The sequence below is a fragment of the bacterium genome (assembly GCA_024226335.1).
GTDB lineage: Bacteria > Myxococcota_A > UBA9160 > SZUA-336 > SZUA-336 > JAAELY01.
Genome location: JAAELY010000456.1, coordinates 1 through 15212, shown reverse-complemented (window position 1 = coordinate 15212; position 15212 = coordinate 1). Strand labels below are relative to the sequence as shown.

At 61.4% G+C, this 15212-nt stretch carries 16 protein-coding genes; all 16 read left to right on the top strand.

Annotation, left to right across the window (positions count from 1 at the left end):
• Positions 1–445 (top strand): hypothetical protein (locus GY725_21995; protein ID MCP4006862.1); only part of this gene is annotated, 445 nt, incomplete at its 5' end.
• On the top strand, positions 442–1170 hold the full coding sequence (lptB, locus tag GY725_21990) for an LPS export ABC transporter ATP-binding protein (protein ID MCP4006861.1): 729 nt from the start codon (positions 442–444) through the stop codon (positions 1168–1170). The genes GY725_21995 and lptB, both read left to right, overlap by 4 nt.
• A gap of 3 nt (positions 1171–1173) precedes the next feature.
• The gene (rpoN, locus tag GY725_21985; GenBank protein ID MCP4006860.1) at positions 1174–2640 is read left to right on the top strand and encodes an RNA polymerase factor sigma-54; all 1467 of its coding nucleotides are present in this window, start codon (positions 1174–1176) and stop codon (positions 2638–2640) included.
• 53 nt (positions 2641–2693) lie between these two features.
• The gene (gene raiA / locus GY725_21980) at positions 2694–3242 is read left to right on the top strand and encodes a ribosome-associated translation inhibitor RaiA (GenBank protein ID MCP4006859.1); all 549 of its coding nucleotides are present in this window, start codon (positions 2694–2696) and stop codon (positions 3240–3242) included.
• Complete coding sequence (locus GY725_21975; protein MCP4006858.1) at positions 3242–3694, top strand: PTS sugar transporter subunit IIA; 453 nt, start codon at positions 3242–3244, stop codon at positions 3692–3694. The genes raiA and GY725_21975 overlap by 1 nt, the downstream gene beginning before the upstream one ends.
• A gap of 1 nt (position 3695) precedes the next feature.
• Positions 3696–4646, top strand: coding sequence for an HPr(Ser) kinase/phosphatase (hprK, locus tag GY725_21970; protein ID MCP4006857.1), 951 nt, complete (start codon positions 3696–3698; stop codon positions 4644–4646).
• Positions 4624–5526 carry an RNase adapter RapZ gene (gene rapZ, locus GY725_21965; GenBank protein MCP4006856.1) on the top strand — a complete coding sequence of 301 codons (903 nt, stop codon included), beginning with the start codon at positions 4624–4626 and terminating at the stop codon, positions 5524–5526. The genes hprK and rapZ overlap by 23 nt, the downstream gene beginning before the upstream one ends.
• Positions 5527–5657: 131 nt before the next feature.
• Positions 5658–6095, top strand: coding sequence for a PTS sugar transporter subunit IIA (locus GY725_21960; protein MCP4006855.1), 438 nt, complete (start codon positions 5658–5660; stop codon positions 6093–6095).
• Positions 6088–6357 carry an HPr family phosphocarrier protein gene (locus GY725_21955; protein ID MCP4006854.1) on the top strand — a complete coding sequence of 90 codons (270 nt, stop codon included), beginning with the start codon at positions 6088–6090 and terminating at the stop codon, positions 6355–6357. The genes GY725_21960 and GY725_21955 overlap by 8 nt, the downstream gene beginning before the upstream one ends.
• A gap of 14 nt (positions 6358–6371) precedes the next feature.
• Entirely contained in the window at positions 6372–8120 is a 1749-nt protein-coding gene (gene ptsP / locus GY725_21950) for a phosphoenolpyruvate--protein phosphotransferase (protein MCP4006853.1), read from the top strand.
• A 123-nt stretch (positions 8121–8243) separates the two neighbouring features.
• Positions 8244–9080 (top strand): hypothetical protein, encoded by an 837-nt coding sequence (locus GY725_21945; GenBank protein ID MCP4006852.1) that lies wholly within the window; start codon positions 8244–8246, stop codon positions 9078–9080.
• Positions 9077–10411, top strand: a complete 1335-nt coding sequence (gene miaB / locus GY725_21940) for a tRNA (N6-isopentenyl adenosine(37)-C2)-methylthiotransferase MiaB (GenBank protein MCP4006851.1) — start codon at positions 9077–9079, stop codon at positions 10409–10411. Before GY725_21945 ends, miaB begins: the two co-directional genes overlap by 4 nt.
• Positions 10412–10460: 49 nt before the next feature.
• Positions 10461–10937 (top strand): bifunctional nuclease family protein, encoded by a 477-nt coding sequence (locus GY725_21935; GenBank protein ID MCP4006850.1) that lies wholly within the window; start codon positions 10461–10463, stop codon positions 10935–10937.
• A 200-nt stretch (positions 10938–11137) separates the two neighbouring features.
• Positions 11138–11896, top strand: a complete 759-nt coding sequence (locus GY725_21930; protein ID MCP4006849.1) for a ParA family protein — start codon at positions 11138–11140, stop codon at positions 11894–11896.
• A 43-nt stretch (positions 11897–11939) separates the two neighbouring features.
• Complete coding sequence (locus GY725_21925) at positions 11940–12752, top strand: ParB/RepB/Spo0J family partition protein (protein MCP4006848.1); 813 nt, start codon at positions 11940–11942, stop codon at positions 12750–12752.
• A 122-nt stretch (positions 12753–12874) separates the two neighbouring features.
• The coding region (gene lptF, locus GY725_21920; GenBank protein MCP4006847.1) for an LPS export ABC transporter permease LptF at positions 12875–15212 on the top strand (2338 nt) is incomplete at its 3' end.

Here is a 15212-nt window from a genome sequence, read left to right as displayed (position 1 = left end):
GTGGTTCTCCAGCCCTGGCGCGAGCGGCTCGCCTCCCGGCCAGGTCGAGGCGATCGAAGTCACGTCGCAGCTCTTGACCTACCGGCAGATCGACGGCACCGTCGTCTATTCGGGTGACGTCCGGGTCGAGCAGGCGCGCCGCGTGATCGCTTGTCGGGAGCTCTCGGTGGAGCTCGATGGCTCAGGCCACGAAGCAAAGCGGATGATCTGCCGCGAGGACGTTCGGTTGGATGATCCGGCGAACAATCGCCAGGTTCTAGGGGACACCGCGGTCTATTCCCTCGACTCCGAACGGGTCGAGGTGTTCGGCGATACGGTGCGCTTGATCGATTCGCAGAACAATCGCCTGGAAGGCAGGTACCTGCTCTACGACCTCGTGGCGGGCACCGTTCAGATTCACAGCCGGGCGCGGGCGCAGCCCTCTCCAGTTGCAGGCTCGAAATGACGGTGGCCCGCCTGGCTACGCGCGGCTTGCGCAAAGTCTACCGGGGTCGAGCGGTGGTCAACGACGTGTCGATCTCGGTGGAGCAGGGAGAGATCGTGGGGCTGCTCGGCCCCAACGGGGCGGGCAAGACCACGACGTTCTACATGGTCGTCGGCTTGACGCCACCAGATCGAGGCGAAGTCATCCTGGGCGAGACTGACATCACTGCCTTGCCGATGTACCTGCGCGCCAAGCGCGGCATCAGCTACCTGCCACAGGAGGCTTCGATCTTCCGCAAGATGACGGTGGAGGGGAATCTCCTGGCGATCTTCGAGACCCTGGACCTGCCGCGGACCGAGCGCGTCCGGCGCGCGCAGCTCCTGGTTCGCGAGTTCGGCCTCGAAACCGTACGCAAGAGTCCGGGATACGCTCTCTCCGGCGGCGAGCGAAGGCGGGTCGAGATCGCACGCGCGCTGACCATCGACCCCCTATTCATTCTTCTCGATGAACCGTTCGCCGGAATCGATCCGATCGCGGTGCTCGACATCCAGTCGATCATCAAACACCTCAAAGAGATGGGCATCGGGGTCCTGATCACCGACCACAACGTGCGGGAGACTTTGAAGATCACCGACCGCGCCTATATCATCAACAACGGCGAGATACTCCGTACCGGCTCTCCCGCGGAGCTTTCCGCCGATCCGCAGGTGAGGAAGATCTACCTGGGCGAAGGATTCAGTCTGTAAGCCATGGCGCTAGAGCAGAAACTCTCCCTGAAGCTGGCTCAGAAGCTGGTGATGACGCCGTCACTGCAGCAGGCGATCAAGCTGCTGCAGATGACGCGGTTGGAGCTCGAAGGGGTACTGACCCAGGAGCTGGTGGAGAATCCGGTACTCGAAGAGAACGAGGCCGAGGAGGAGACACCTGACCCCGAGGAGAGCGAGACCGAGGAGGAGGCGGAAGCGCTCTCCGACATCGACCTCGAGGCCTACTTCAGTGATTACGCGGAAAGTTGGGAAGGCTCGGGCCAGTCGTCCGTCTTCGAGGAGCGGCAGGGCCCGCCGCTCGAGAATACTCTGACCCGCGAGGACGATCTCTACGACTACCTGCTGTGGCAACTCCACATGATGTCGGTGCCGGAGCTGACGAGGGAGATCGCCGAGGCGATCATCGGCAATCTCGACCCGGACGGCTTTCTGGTCGCGACGATGGAAGAGATTCAGGCGATGGGCGCTGACGGCTTCGACGATGGCTCACCCCGGTGCCAGAGCGACGGGGTCGGCTATCGCCTGAACGACGTCGAGCAGGCCCTCGAGCTCGTCCGCAATCTCGATCCACCGGGCGTGGCCTGCAGCAGCCTGCAGGAGAGCCTGCTACGGCAGCTCGACGCCCAGGGAGAGCCGGAGGACTCACTGGCTCGCTATCTGGTGACGGAGAAATGGCAAGAGTTCACGCGCCGCAAGTTCGAAGCTATCGCCAAATCGCTGGACCTGCCTTTGAGCGACCTCAAGCCCGCGGTCGAGAGCATCAGCCGGCTGGATACGCGGCCGGGGCGCAAGTTCTCTACCGACCGCACTCACTACGTGGAACCGGATGTGCACATCGTCAAGGTCGGGGACGCCTACGTCGTTCAACTCAACGACAATGGCCTGCCGCGCTTGCGGGTCAGCGGTGCCTACCGCAAAATGCTCCAGGCCATGCGCCAGCAGAAATCCGAAGCCGACGCCCAGCAGTTCATCAAGGACAAGATGCGTTCCGCGGTATGGCTGATCAAGAGCCTGGATCAACGCCAGCGGACGATCTACAAGGTCTCGACCTCGATCGTGAAGCACCAGCGCGCATTCTTCGATCACGGTGTCGAGCATCTGCGCCCCCTGGTGTTGCGCGATGTGGCGGAAGATATCGAGATGCATGAATCGACGGTCAGTCGCGTCGTATCGAACAAGTACATGCATACGCCACGAGGACTTCTACCGATGAAGTTCTTCTTCCATAGCGGCATCGATCGCGATTACGGCGGAGATATCTCTTCGTTGACTGTGAAACGGAAGATCCAGCATTTCATTCAGGCCGAAGACCCGAAGAAGCCGCTGTCCGACAGCGGGCTGATGCGAATCCTGAACCGCGAGGGCATCCATATCGCTCGTCGCACGGTAGCCAAGTACCGCGACGAATTGGGGATTCCCTCCTCGACCGAGCGCAAGCAGATTTTCTAACGAAGCGCCACGGGCCACGGGCCACGCGTTTTCACACCTAGGAGAGAGAGCGGATGAAGATCGAGTTCACCGGGCGGCACTATCACCTGGGAGAGCGAGTCAGACAGTACGCCGAGCGCAGATTGGTGAAGCTCGCCAAGTTCCTCGACGAGCCGGTGGATGTCCACGTCATTCTGGAGATCGAGAAACGGCGCCAGATCGCTGAGTTCCACGTGACGCATCGGCACGGCGTGTTTCAGGCGACGGAGGAGTCGGAGCACATGCGCGAGGCGATCAACGCCGGAGTCGAGAAGATCGAGAAACAGGCGCGCAGGTCCCGCAAGAAGTTCATGGACAAGCGGCGCCGGGCCCAGCGCCAGGACGGCGGACATCATTGGCCGATGGAGGTGCTCGAAGCGGCGAGCGTCGGCGATGGCGCTCAGCCGCGGATCATCAAGACCAGCCGGCTTCCGATCAAACCTATGACGATCGACGAGGCGGTGCTCGAGCTCGACCACTCGAAGAACGAGTTCTTCGTCTTTCGCGACTCGAGCACGGATCGGGTGAGTGTGATCTACCGTCGCAAGGATGCGAACTACGGTCTCATCGCTCCAGATTTCTGATGAACCTGGATTCCCTGCTCGATCCGAAACTGGTCTTCTCCGATCTCGCGTGTCTGGATCGGCCGACCTTGCTGCGCGCTCTGGCCGAGCGCATCGTCGATACGGGGCGTTTGGGCGACGTCGAGGAGCTCTACGAGAGGCTCTGGGAACGGGAGCAGCTGGGATCGACGGGGATCGGTGCAGGCGTCGCCGTGCCGCACTGCAAGATGTCGAGCATCGATCAAGTCGTGGTCGCCGTGGCTCTCCTGCCCGAGGGGGTCGACTTCAGCGCCATCGACGACCAGCCGGTGCAGCTCGTTTTTCTGGTGGTTTCGCCTGAAGACCAACCGGCTGCGCACCTGCACTGCCTCGCCGCCATCTCGAAATGGATCAAGGCCGGCCGCCACGTCGAAAGGATGCTCGAGACCAGGGATCCGTCCTCGATCTTCAGCTTGCTGAGCGAGGAGATCTGAGTTGCCTGACACGACCTTCGTCGAAGTCACGGAGCTGTTGGGAGCCGAGCTTTCCGATCTTCACCTCAGAGTACTGTGCGGCGATGTTCATCTCGACCATCGCATCACTCATCCCAGGGTGCAGAAGCCCGGCCTCGCGTTCGCTGGATACTATGCCTACATCAAACCGGGCAGGGTACAGATCATCGGGGAGAGCGAAACAGAGTACCTGAAGACGCTGGCGCCGGAGGCGAGGCGGCGGCGCTTCCGGAAGATCGTCGACCTACCGGTACCGGTTTTCGTCATCACCAAGGGTATCGAGCCGTTTCCGACCTTTCATCAGCTCTGTCGGGAGAGGAGGGTACCGATCCTCGGCTCGACGTCGCTGTCTTCGACGGTCATCAAACGTCTGAGCTTCTTCCTCGAGGATCACCTCGTTCCGGTCACGCATCTCCACGCTGTCTTGATGGACATCCACGGCCTCGGTGTTCTCATGACCGGCAAGAGCGGCGTCGGCAAGAGTGAGTCGGCCCTCGATCTGATTCGACGTGGTCACAGCCTGGTAGCCGACGACCGGGTCACCATTCGCCGCTATCCGAGTGGCGATCTCATCGGCTACAGCGAGGAGCCGGCGAAGCACCACATGGAGCTTCGTGGGCTCGGAATCATCAACGTCAAGGATCTCTTCGGCCTGGCGGCGGTTCGTGATCGCAAGACCATTGATCTGGTGGTCGAGCTCGAGCCCTGGGAGAAAGACAAGGTCTATGACCGACTGGGGCTCGATGAATCCGTCTACACGATTCTGGAGACGCCCGTGCCCTATATTCGCATGCCGGTTGCCACTGGGCGCAATCTTGCCAGCCTGGTGGAGATCGCTGCCCGCAATCACGTCCTGAAACTCCAGGGTCATGACTCGGCGCGTGAGTTCGCGCTGCAGCTCGAGGCGAAGATTGAGCAGCGAAGCCAGCGTTGAGCAAGACGGGCAGGGGAGACCACGACTACTGGTGATCAGTGGGCTCTCCGGTTCGGGAAAGAGCACCGCCGCGAACGCGTTGGAGGACATCGGATATTACTGCGTAGACAACCTGCCGTTGCCCCTGCTGCGCACTTTTCTGGCCGATCCGCTGTCCCAGGTCGGTGACCGCCGCCTGATCGCCGTAGTCACCGACGTCCGCGCGCCGGGTTCTGCCGAAGTGCTCCCGGAGCTGCTCGAGAAGATCGACCGCGGGCGTTTCGAGCTCACCGTCGTTTTTCTCGAAGCCACCGAGGAAGCGCTGCTCCGGCGCTATTCGGAAACTCGGCGAAGCCACCCGATCGGTCTCGGGAAGCGGCCTGTCATCGACGGCATCCGCCGGGAAAGGGCGCTATTGGCGGCGCTGCGCGGCCAGGCCGATCTCATCCTCGACACCAGCGAGTGGTCGGTGCACGACGTGCGCCGCGAGATCTATCGTGCGTTCGCGGAAGGCCGGGAAGCAGCGCTGACTGTCTCGCTGGTCAGCTTCGGGTTCAAGCACGGCATTCCAGCAGGAAGCGATCTTGTCCTCGACGTCCGGTTCCTGCCCAATCCCTATTTCATTCCCGGGCTCCGGGAGCTCAGTGGAAGAGACCGTGCGGTGCAGGACTTCCTGGACGGGCAGGCCGATTATCATGAGCTCACGGACCGGGTGGACAGTCTCCTGAGCTTCCTCTTGCCGCGGTACCAGCGGGAGAATCGCAGCTATGTCACCCTCGCCATCGGCTGTACCGGCGGCCGGCATCGATCGGTCGCGTTCTGCGAGCGCCTGGCGTCGAGCCTCACTTGCCGGGATTGGAGTGTCAGGTTGCGGCATCGCGACGCCGATCGAGGCCCGTGAGCCAAGGCCCTTTGTCCTCTGCCCGATTGCAGTGATCCGCATGCAGCGATACTATGGCGCGGTATTGCTCGGGCCGCCCCGAGAATCCGTCGGCGGCCAACTTCAGGCCACACGCGTCGCGAGATCTTTCGATGGTTGGAGTGCTCATTCTGACCCATGGCGGACTGGCGCCAGAGCTGCTGGCGGCGGCACGGGTCATCTCAGGCAATCTCGAAGCATTCGAGGCGCTTCCGCTCGATTGGTCGGACGGCTTCGACGAGGGACACCGCAAGGTGAAGAGGGTACTGGCCCATCTCGACAACGATCACGGGATTTTGATCTTGACGGACATCCTCGGAGGTACTCCATTCAACGTCGCAATGGCATTTCGCGAACCAGGCAGGGTCGAGATCATTTCCGGCGTCAATCTGCCGATGGTCGTACGGCTGGGCTGCCTACTCAACAAAGACATGCGCTTGAGCGACTTGACGAAGTGGATTCGCGACAAGGCACGTTCGAGCATCTGCTCGAGCGACAACTTGCCGCGAGCCGACCGCAAGCCCGCTCCGAGTGAGGACGAAGATGACTGAGCGCGATCTCGAGATCTGCAACCGGCTCGGCCTGCACGCCAGAGCAGCTGCCAAACTGGTACACACTGCCGGCCGCTTCGGCTGTGAGGTGACGCTGATCAAGGAAGGGGAAGAAGTCGATGCCAAGAGCATCCTGGGGCTCATGGCCATCGGTGCCGCGCAGGGAACCAAGATCTCGATCGTCTGTGAAGGTGAGGACGAATCCGAGGCGATCGATGCAGTCGCCGAGTTGATCGAGAACCGCTTCGACGAAGATTCCTGATCGGTAGTGAGGCGATGGAGACGTTTAAGGGTATAGGTGCCTCGGAAGGGATCGCCATCGGTGCGGCGGTCTGCATCAACACGCGGATCGGGGACATCTACCAGATCCCGTTGCCGGAGAACGAGATCGAAGCCGAGCTTGACCGTTTCCGAGAAGCGGTCGAGCGCACCCGCCTCGAGATCGGTCGCTTGCGTGACCGCGTTGGCGACGAGCTGGGCGATGAGCTCGCCGGCATTTTCGATGCCCAGGCTCTGGTCCTCTCCGACACCTCGTTTCTGGAGGGCGTTCAAGAGCACATTCGGCGCGAGCACGTCAACGCCGAGTGGGCGCTGCAGGAAACCGTCACCGAGATCCAGGCACGCTTCGACGCCATCGACGCTCCCTATCTGCGCGAGCGCCAGGAAGACCTGCGTCACGTCTGCCGCTACGTCGTCCGTAGCTTGCGAGGCATTCACCTGCACCATCTTTCGGAGGTCGAAGGCGACGTCGTGATCGTCGCCGACGATCTGTCGCCACCCGATGCGGTCCGATTGGGCCGGGAGAACGTCGTCGGTTTCGTCATCGAGCACGGCAGCCCGACCTCGCACACCACGATCATCGCCCGATCCCTGAATCTCCCCGCAGTGCTCGGAGTCACTGGGATCAGCCGCAAGCTCGCCGATCAGATCGACTTGTCGATCATCATCGACGGAAGTGCGGGCACGGTCATCATTCATCCAGATGAACCGACCATCGAGAGTTATCGCGATCGGCTCGAGGAGCGCGAGATCGAGGAGCAGATGCTCCTCGAGTCCAGCGAGCTACCGCCGATCACCCTCGACGGTACCAGGCTGCAGGTCATGGCGAACATCGACCTGCCTGAAGAGCTGGACGACGTCCGCCGTTTCGGCGCGGCTGGGATCGGCCTCTATCGCAGCGAGTTTCTGTACATCGAGAAGTCCCCCGAGCTACCGACCGAGGAAGAACATCTGGAAATCTACCGCAGGATGATCGAAACCGCGGCTCCGGATCCCGCGATCATCAGGACCTACGACCTGGGCGGCCGCAAGATCGCACGAGAGATGATGGAAACTCAGGAAGCCAATCCGGTGTTGGGGCTGCGCGGCATCCGGTTGACTCTGGCTCGGCCTGACATCTTCAAGACCCAGCTGCGCGCCTTGATGCGTGCCACCGTCTTCGGCAATCTGTGGATCATGCTACCCATGGTGACGATTCCCGAGGAAGTCCGGGAATTTCGGCAGGTTGCCGGGCAGGTCATGGACGAGCTTCAGGCAGAAGGTCTGACATTCAGGCGCGACTTCAAGCTCGGAATCATGGTCGAGGTGCCGGCAGCTGCTCTGATTACCGACATCCTCGCCAAGGAGGTCGATTTCTTTTCGATCGGTACCAACGACCTGATCCAGTATGCCCTGGCGGTCGACCGCGCCAACGAGCACGTGGCGGATCTCTATCGGCCGCTACATCCGGGAATGCTGCGGATGCTGAAACTGATCGTGCAGAATGCAAGGGCTGCTGGGATTGAGGTCGGCCTCTGTGGCGAAATGGCTGCCGATGAACGCATGACCGCTATCCTGCTCGGTTGTGGCTTGCGGCGCCTGTCGGTTAGCCCGCGCCGGATACCGACCATTAAGCGACAAGTCCGGGAGCTTTCGTTGGAGACTCTCGAAGAGACAGTGTCCTTTTGCTCCAACCTGGCGACCGCCGCCGAAGTCGATGACTACCTCCGGGCGCGCCTGGGAGAGACCGAGGCGGCCAGCACCTGACGTCGGGGCCAGAGCCCGCGCGTCGGCATAGCGGCCGGGCAGCGCCGCCCGAATGCTGTTAGTCTTGTGACCGCCCGAACGGCCAGGGTCGACGCGGGCCGAATAAGTCTGGAGGATGACACGATGTCGACTGAAGCGAAAAGCTCTCATGTAGTGGTCGTGGCGGTGTGTGTGGTCTTTCTTGCTCTCACCACCGTGGCATGCTCCGGCGGCAACGAGCCTGAGCTCCTACCGTCCCAGACGATGACCCAGGTCGCCCCACAGCTGGCGGAGCCGCCGCCACCGCCGCCATTGCCGATCCGCGAAGTCCGCCCGACCCGCCCGTCGGTCAAGGTGATCGACCCCGGGGGCGAGAGCGAACAGCCGAAGACCTTGCTGGAGGCGTCTCGTCTCGCCAAAGCCCGGAAACAGGACACTGCGGATTCGATCGCGGTGATCAACGACGACAACCTGCATGAGTATTCCGAGGGAGCCGAGGTCATCATTCTCGACTCTCCGCCGGCCGCACCCATGCCCGATCTCGAAGAACCTCCGGCGGAGGAGGGGAGTGAGATCCGTGACGAGCAATACTGGCGAGGCCGTGCCCTGGAGTTGCGCATGGGGTGGCGGCGGGCGATCGACCGCATCGCGGAGTTGGAGCTCGAGTCGGCAGCGCTCCGCCAGCAGTTCTATGCCGAGGACGATCCCTACCTGCGCGACAGTCAGTTGAAACCGGCGTGGGACCGGGCCCTCGATCGCCTCGACCAGTTGCGAGACCAGGCTGCGCGCCTCGAGCAGGAGCTCGAAGTCTTCGTCGCCGAGGGCCAGCGTGCGGGGACTCCCCAGGGATGGCTGAATCAGGGCTGGGAGCTGGAGCCGACCCCGGAAGAGCGGAGGATCACTGAGCGAGTGAAGAGTCATCAAGCCATCGACCCGCCGGCGGGCGACGCGGACAACGAACCTGAAGAGTACGACCCATGAGGCTACTGCCGCCCAGGCGGTTCTTCGTCGAAACCTGGGGCTGCCAGATGAACGAGCTCGATAGCCAGCGTCTGTCGAGCCAGTTGATGCAGCTTGGCAGCTTGCCGACCCGCGACCCCGGCCGAGCCGATCTGATCCTCCTGAATTCTTGCAGCGTACGGGAAAAGGCTGCCCACAAGGCATACTCCCGACTCGGAGAGTACCGACTGTTGAAGCGCAGCCGACCCGAGTTGCTGCTGGGATTTTGCGGCTGCGTGGCCCAGCAGGAGGGGGATCGGGCGCTGGAGCGTCTGCCAGATCTCGATTTCGTCATCGGTCCGGGCAGAGTCGGAGAGCTCGAAGAAGTCCTTCGGCAACGACTCCTGGGGCGCCGGGTCGTGGCCACCGGTTTTCCCGACGCAGCCGAACGCAATTACGATCTCGACGTTCTGTCGCGCGAAGGGCTCTACAAGGGAATGGTGACGATCATCGAAGGGTGTGACAAGAAGTGCACCTTCTGTATCGTTCCGACGACGCGGGGCCCTGAGCAGAACCGCGCGATGGAAGACATTCTGGCCGAGGTCCGCCATCTGCTCGACTTCGGTTTCCTGGAGATCGAGCTCCTGGGGCAGACCGTCAATCATTGGCGAGACCCGGCGACGGACGTCGATTTTGCCGTCCTCCTTGATCGCGTCGCGTCGATAGAGGGCCTGAAGCGACTCCGTTTCGTCACTTCCTATCCGCGGGACTTCACCCAGGAAATGGTCGATCAGATGGCTCTGCATAGCAACATCTGTCCCTATCTGCACTTGCCGGTACAGTCGGGGGCGGATCGCATCCTGCGACTGATGGGCCGTGGCTACACCATCGAGCCGTACCGTGATCTGATCGAACGCTTGCGCAGGAGCCGGCCGGGGATGGCCATCTCTACCGATCTCATCGTCGGATTCCCTGGCGAGACCGAAGAGGACTTTGCGGCTACCCTCGAGCTGGTCTCGGAACTTCGCTTCGCCTCTCTATTCGCCTTCAAGTACTCACCGCGACCGGGGACTGCGGCGCCACGCCTCAAGGTACCGGAGGTCGAGCCGGAGGTAGCTGACGAGCGCCTGCAAAGACTGTTTGCACTCCAGAAGACGATCCAACTGGAGATCAACCAGACGTTGGTAGGGGAGACCTTCGACGTCCTGGTCACGGCGTGGGGCAAGAAGCCAGGAACTCTGACCGGTCGCACTCCATGCCATAGGCTCCTTCACTTCGAGCATGGAGACGAGCCCGCGGAGCTCGGAACTCTGACACAGGTACAAGTCGAGCAGGCCTTCCCGCACTCGCTGATCGGACGCCAGACGGCTTGACCTCGGTACTGGAGAAACGGACAATAGCCCCATGACCAAGGAAGACACCATGATACTCATGGAAGTCAAAGGGCTCATGATGGATCCCAGCTCGAGCGTGCCCATCGTGATTCTCAGAAGCGAGGAGCACTCCCGGATCCTGCCGATCTGGATTGGCATCTTCGAGGCCAACGCGATCGCTCTCAAGCTGGAAGGGATCGAACCGCCTCGGCCGATGACCCATGACCTCCTGGTCAATCTACTGGGCGGCATCAACTGCAGAATCGCCCGGGTCGCGATCCATGATCTCGTCGACAACACCTTCTTCGCACAGATCTTCATTGAGCTCGACAGCGAGGAGCTGATCATTGATTCTCGACCGAGCGACGCCATCGCACTCGCCTTGAGGGCGGAAGTGCCCATCTACGTAGCGGAGACTGTCCTCGACCAGGCAAAGGCCGACGATCTCGGCGCTCGCGACAAAGAGAAGCTCAAGAAGTGGTTGGAAGAGGTCGATCCGGACGACCTGGGCAAGTACACTATGTAGTCCTTCGGGCCGCGGCCATGGTGACGGCTGGCCGGGAACTCTCAAACCTCGTAAGGCTACTCAAATCATAGGTTTAGACCGATTGTCGGCGCGCCGACAATGCGCCATCTTGACCTGCGGATAGTTTAGACCGATTGTCGGCGCGCCGACAATGCGCCATCTTGACCTACGGGTAGGCTTCTCGTACACTCCGGCGCGCCATGATACTCGCGATCACGAATCAGAAAGGCGGCGTCGGCAAGACGACGACCGCGATCAATCTCTCGGCGGCTCTGGCCACCAAAGGCTTCCGCACGCTCTTGGTCGACGTCGACCCCCAGGCCAACAGCAGCATGTCTTTTGTCAACGTCCATGAGCTCGAGGGCTCGATGTACGATGTCTTGGCCAATGCCGACGTCGTGCTATCCGACATCCTCCTCGAGGCGGTCAAGGTACCTCAGCTCTTCATTGCGCCATCCTCCATCTCCCTGGCAAAGGTCGAGGCCAAGCTACTGGGAGATCTGGATGGCCACTTCAAGCTCAAAGACGAGATCGATCGAGTTCGTGACCAGTACGACTACATCGTGATCGACACGCCGCCAACTCTAGGCCTGATCACCGTCAACGCCCTGGTGGCTGCGACTCATGTGCTGATCCCCATCCAGTCGAGCTACTTCGCGCTGGAGGGCACCGACGACCTGCTGGAAACCATCGACAAGATCAAGAATCGAGCCAATCCGGATCTCCAGATCCTCGGTGTCTTGATCACCCTATTTGACAAGCGCACGATCCTTTCCCGTGACATCAAAGCGGAAATCGGCCAGGTCTTCGGGGAGAAGCTCTTCAAGACCCGGATCAGCAAGAGCGTACGGCTCGAAGAAAGCCCTGCCTACAAGGAATCCATATTCAGTTTCGCACCTCGCTCCAGTGGCGCCTATGAGTATTACAAGCTCTCGGAAGAGGTTCTGAGCCGTGTCTAAGGCGGAAGCCAAGCGCCGGCGCGGACTGCCGAAAAGAGCCGGCATGCGGCACAGCAGCCACTTTGTCGAGGAGTTGACGGCCCGCGCCGAAACGCCGGTCGGCAAGATGGTACCGCTTTCGGCCGTCGAGCCAAATCCGGATCAGCCCCGTTCGACCATGGGGGATCTCACGGAGCTGGCGAACTCTATCCGAGAGAAGGGAATTCTCGAACCGATCCTCGTACGTGGCCGCGAGTCCGCTCCCGGAACGCCAAAGCTCCAGATCATCAGCGGCGAACGCAGATTCCGAGCGGCTATGGAAGCCGGTCTGATCGAGATCCCGGTGATCGAGATGGAGGTCACCGAGGAAGAGGCGCTCGAGATCGCGCTGATCGAGAACCTCCAACGCAAGGACCTCACGCCGTTCGAGGAGGCCGAGGGCTACCGTTCCCTGGCTGAGCGATTCGACTACACGCATGAGGAGATCTCGGCTGCGGTGGGGAAGTCTCGTACGGTCGTCACCGAGAGCCTGGCCCTGCTACAGATGCCCAATCGGGTACGCGAGACCGCCCAGGCACTGGCCATCGCCACGAAGTCGCTGCTGCTCGAAGTGTTGAAGGCAGAAGACGAAGACGAGATGATTCGGCTTCTCGAGGAAGTCGACCGCCGGGGACTCAGCCGCGACGACCTACGCCGCCAGAAACGCGGTCAGAAGAGCGCGGGCAGTCCACGGCGCAAGCCGTTCGTCTTCAGCTTCCGGCCGCCCGACAAGAGCTTCAATTTGTCGATGAAGTTTCGCCAGAGTCGCGTCAGCAAGAGAGAGCTCATTCAGACTCTCGAAGAGATCCTCCAGGACCTGCGCGGCACGGCCGGTTGATTCGGAGTCGGGCTGGCTTGGCTCTAAGATTCAAGTTTACATAATGGTCCTTATCGGACATATCATCCGCGCCTCCTGGCCGGGCGCAAGGAGCCGGCGTTGCCGTTATAATCCGCAGCTCGATGCGACTCGACCGCTACATCCTGGCTGAGATCCTAGGACCGCTGGCCCTGGGGTTCTTTGTCTTCACCGTCATCCTGCTGCTCCAGGCCTTCTTCAAGTCGGCCAGGCTGATCATCTCGAGCGGCGTCGCGATTGAAGCTGTCGGCAAGCTCTTGCTGTTGTCCCTACCGTGGATCGTGGTGATGACGATCCCGATGGCGCTGCTGTTCAGCATCTTGATCGCTATCGGCCGTCTGTCTTCCGACAGCGAGCTCGTAGCCCTCCGCGCATGCGGCGTCAGCCTGTTCTCGCTCTACCGTCCTATTGTTGTCCTGTCTCTGCTCCTCACCGGCCTCAGCACGTACCTGATGATCCAGGTGTTGCCGGTCGGTAATCACGCTCTGCAGAAGCTCCAGATCGAGATCCTGGCTCAGAGCTTGACGGAGGAAGTCCAGCCCAGGGTTCCGCACACCGGTTGGCAGAACAAGGTGCTCTACATTTTCGAGGCACCTCCAGGCGAAAGCCGCTGGAAGGGGGTCTTCCTCGGCGACGCCATCCCGACCCAGAAGAGCGAGATCTTCGTCGCCGACTGGGGCTGGGCACAGCCTGGCAGCGACGGCGAAGTGATGCTGTCGCTGGAGAACGCCTATATCCACCGCGTCGACTTCATGGATCCGGCGGGCCAGGACGTCATCGCCCACCGGGAGATGGACATCAAGCTGGCGACCCTGCCGCAGATGTCGCCCAGATCCGTCAAGCGCGGGTTACGCGAACTCTCGTTCAGCGAGCTCAGGAGCCGAGCAACGGATCCGGCCTACCCCGAAGTGGTTCACAACATGGCATCGGTGGAGCTGCACAAGAAGTTCAGCCTACCGGCGGCTTGTATCGTGTTCGGGCTGCTGGCTTTGCCGCTGGGGTTCAACAACTCTCGCGGCGGTCGCTCCGCAGGATTTGCCATCTCCCTGGGCGTCTTCTTGATCTACTACGTCCTGCTCAGCTCGGGAGAGGACATCGCGCGCAAGGGATCGGTTTCGGCCTGGCTCGCCGTGTGGTTTCCCAACATGGCACTGCTGGTGATCGGCCTCTTCCTGCTGGCGCGGCGCAACCGCGACAAGAGCCTGATGCTCTCCCAGCTGGACCGCTGGATTCAAGAATCCCTGTGGCTCCGCGTGCTCCGTCTCAGGCGCCGCCAGGAGGAGAAAAAGGTCGCACGGCGCCAGGTATTGGTGAAACGACGCCAGCGGGCCCGTCTGGTGCTTCGTCTCCCCGAGTTTCACCTGCGGTTTCCGAACTCCCTGGACCGCTACGTCTTGCTGACTTTCTTGCGAGTGTTGACGCTCTCCTTCATGACCGGGATCGTCATTTACCTGGTCTTCGATCTCGCGGACAACTTCAACAGCTTCCTCGATAGCGAGGCGCCCACGAGCTATGTCGTCGACTACTACAAGTTCAAGACCTTCGGCATCGTCTATCAGATCGCTCCGATCATCGTCCTGGTGTCGACTCTGATCAGCTTCGGCTTGCTGTCTCGGACCAACGAGATCATCGCTTGCAAGGCCCTCGGAATGAGTCTCTATCGGCTCGCGATTCCGGTCGTCCTCGCCGCCGGCCTGGTCGCCACGCTTTGCGGTGTCCTCCAATCCGAGGTGCTGGCGGCTTCGAACGAGCGAGCCGCGGAGCTCAGGGCGATGATCAAGGGCCAACAACAGGCTCGAATGCACCGTGCCGATCGGCGATGGCTCTTCGGCAAGGGCAACTACCTCTACAACTACGCCTTCCTCGACGAGGACCTGAAGCAACTCCACCGGCTACAAATCTTCAAGTTCGACGACGACTATCGTTTGACGGACCGGCTCTGGGCGCAGCGAGCGACCTACGTCGAGGACGGCTGGTGGACGTTGTCGAACGGCTGGTCGCGATCCTGGCAAGGCCGGCAAGAGACCGGCTTCGTCGAGTTCGACGAGCCGATGAAATACCAACTGGAGGAAGGCCCGGAGTACTTTCGGGGCGGGCTCCGCAAGCCCGAGGAAATGGACTATCGCGAGTTGCAGAGCTACATCCAGGACCTGAGAAGCAGCGGCCAGGACGTGCCACAGCTCGAAGTAGCACTCCACAACAAGATCGCCTTTCCGGTGATCTCGCTGGTCATGGCGCTGGTGGCTCTGCCCTTCGCCTTCAGGATGGGGCGCCAGGGCGCCCTCTATGGGATCGGTCTGTCCCTGGTCCTCGGAGTGGTGCTGATGATCTTCCTGAGCACCTTCTCGGCTCTGGGCGAGAACAACATCCTACCCCCGCTCGTTGCCGTATGGAGCCCGAGCGCGATCTTCGCGATCTTCTCTCTCTATCTCTTCCTCGGCG

Bases quoted from the DNA above. Each gene is read 5' to 3' on its own strand.
- miaB (MCP4006851.1), top strand. From the start codon at position 9,077: ATGAGGCTACTGCCGCCCAGGCGGTTCTTCGTCGAAACCTGGGGCTGC.
- GY725_21945 (MCP4006852.1), top strand. From the start codon at position 8,244: ATGTCGACTGAAGCGAAAAGCTCTCATGTAGTGGTCGTGGCGGTGTGT.
- lptB (MCP4006861.1), top strand. From the start codon at position 442: ATGACGGTGGCCCGCCTGGCTACGCGCGGCTTGCGCAAAGTCTACCGG.
- GY725_21960 (MCP4006855.1), top strand. From the start codon at position 5,658: ATGGTTGGAGTGCTCATTCTGACCCATGGCGGACTGGCGCCAGAGCTG.
- GY725_21955 (MCP4006854.1), top strand. From the start codon at position 6,088: ATGACTGAGCGCGATCTCGAGATCTGCAACCGGCTCGGCCTGCACGCC.
- GY725_21925 (MCP4006848.1), top strand. From the start codon at position 11,940: ATGCGGCACAGCAGCCACTTTGTCGAGGAGTTGACGGCCCGCGCCGAA.
- raiA (MCP4006859.1), top strand. From the start codon at position 2,694: ATGAAGATCGAGTTCACCGGGCGGCACTATCACCTGGGAGAGCGAGTC.
- GY725_21930 (MCP4006849.1), top strand. From the start codon at position 11,138: ATGATACTCGCGATCACGAATCAGAAAGGCGGCGTCGGCAAGACGACG.
- ptsP (MCP4006853.1), top strand. From the start codon at position 6,372: ATGGAGACGTTTAAGGGTATAGGTGCCTCGGAAGGGATCGCCATCGGT.
- GY725_21975 (MCP4006858.1), top strand. From the start codon at position 3,242: ATGAACCTGGATTCCCTGCTCGATCCGAAACTGGTCTTCTCCGATCTC.
- rpoN (MCP4006860.1), top strand. From the start codon at position 1,174: ATGGCGCTAGAGCAGAAACTCTCCCTGAAGCTGGCTCAGAAGCTGGTG.
- GY725_21935 (MCP4006850.1), top strand. From the start codon at position 10,461: ATGATACTCATGGAAGTCAAAGGGCTCATGATGGATCCCAGCTCGAGC.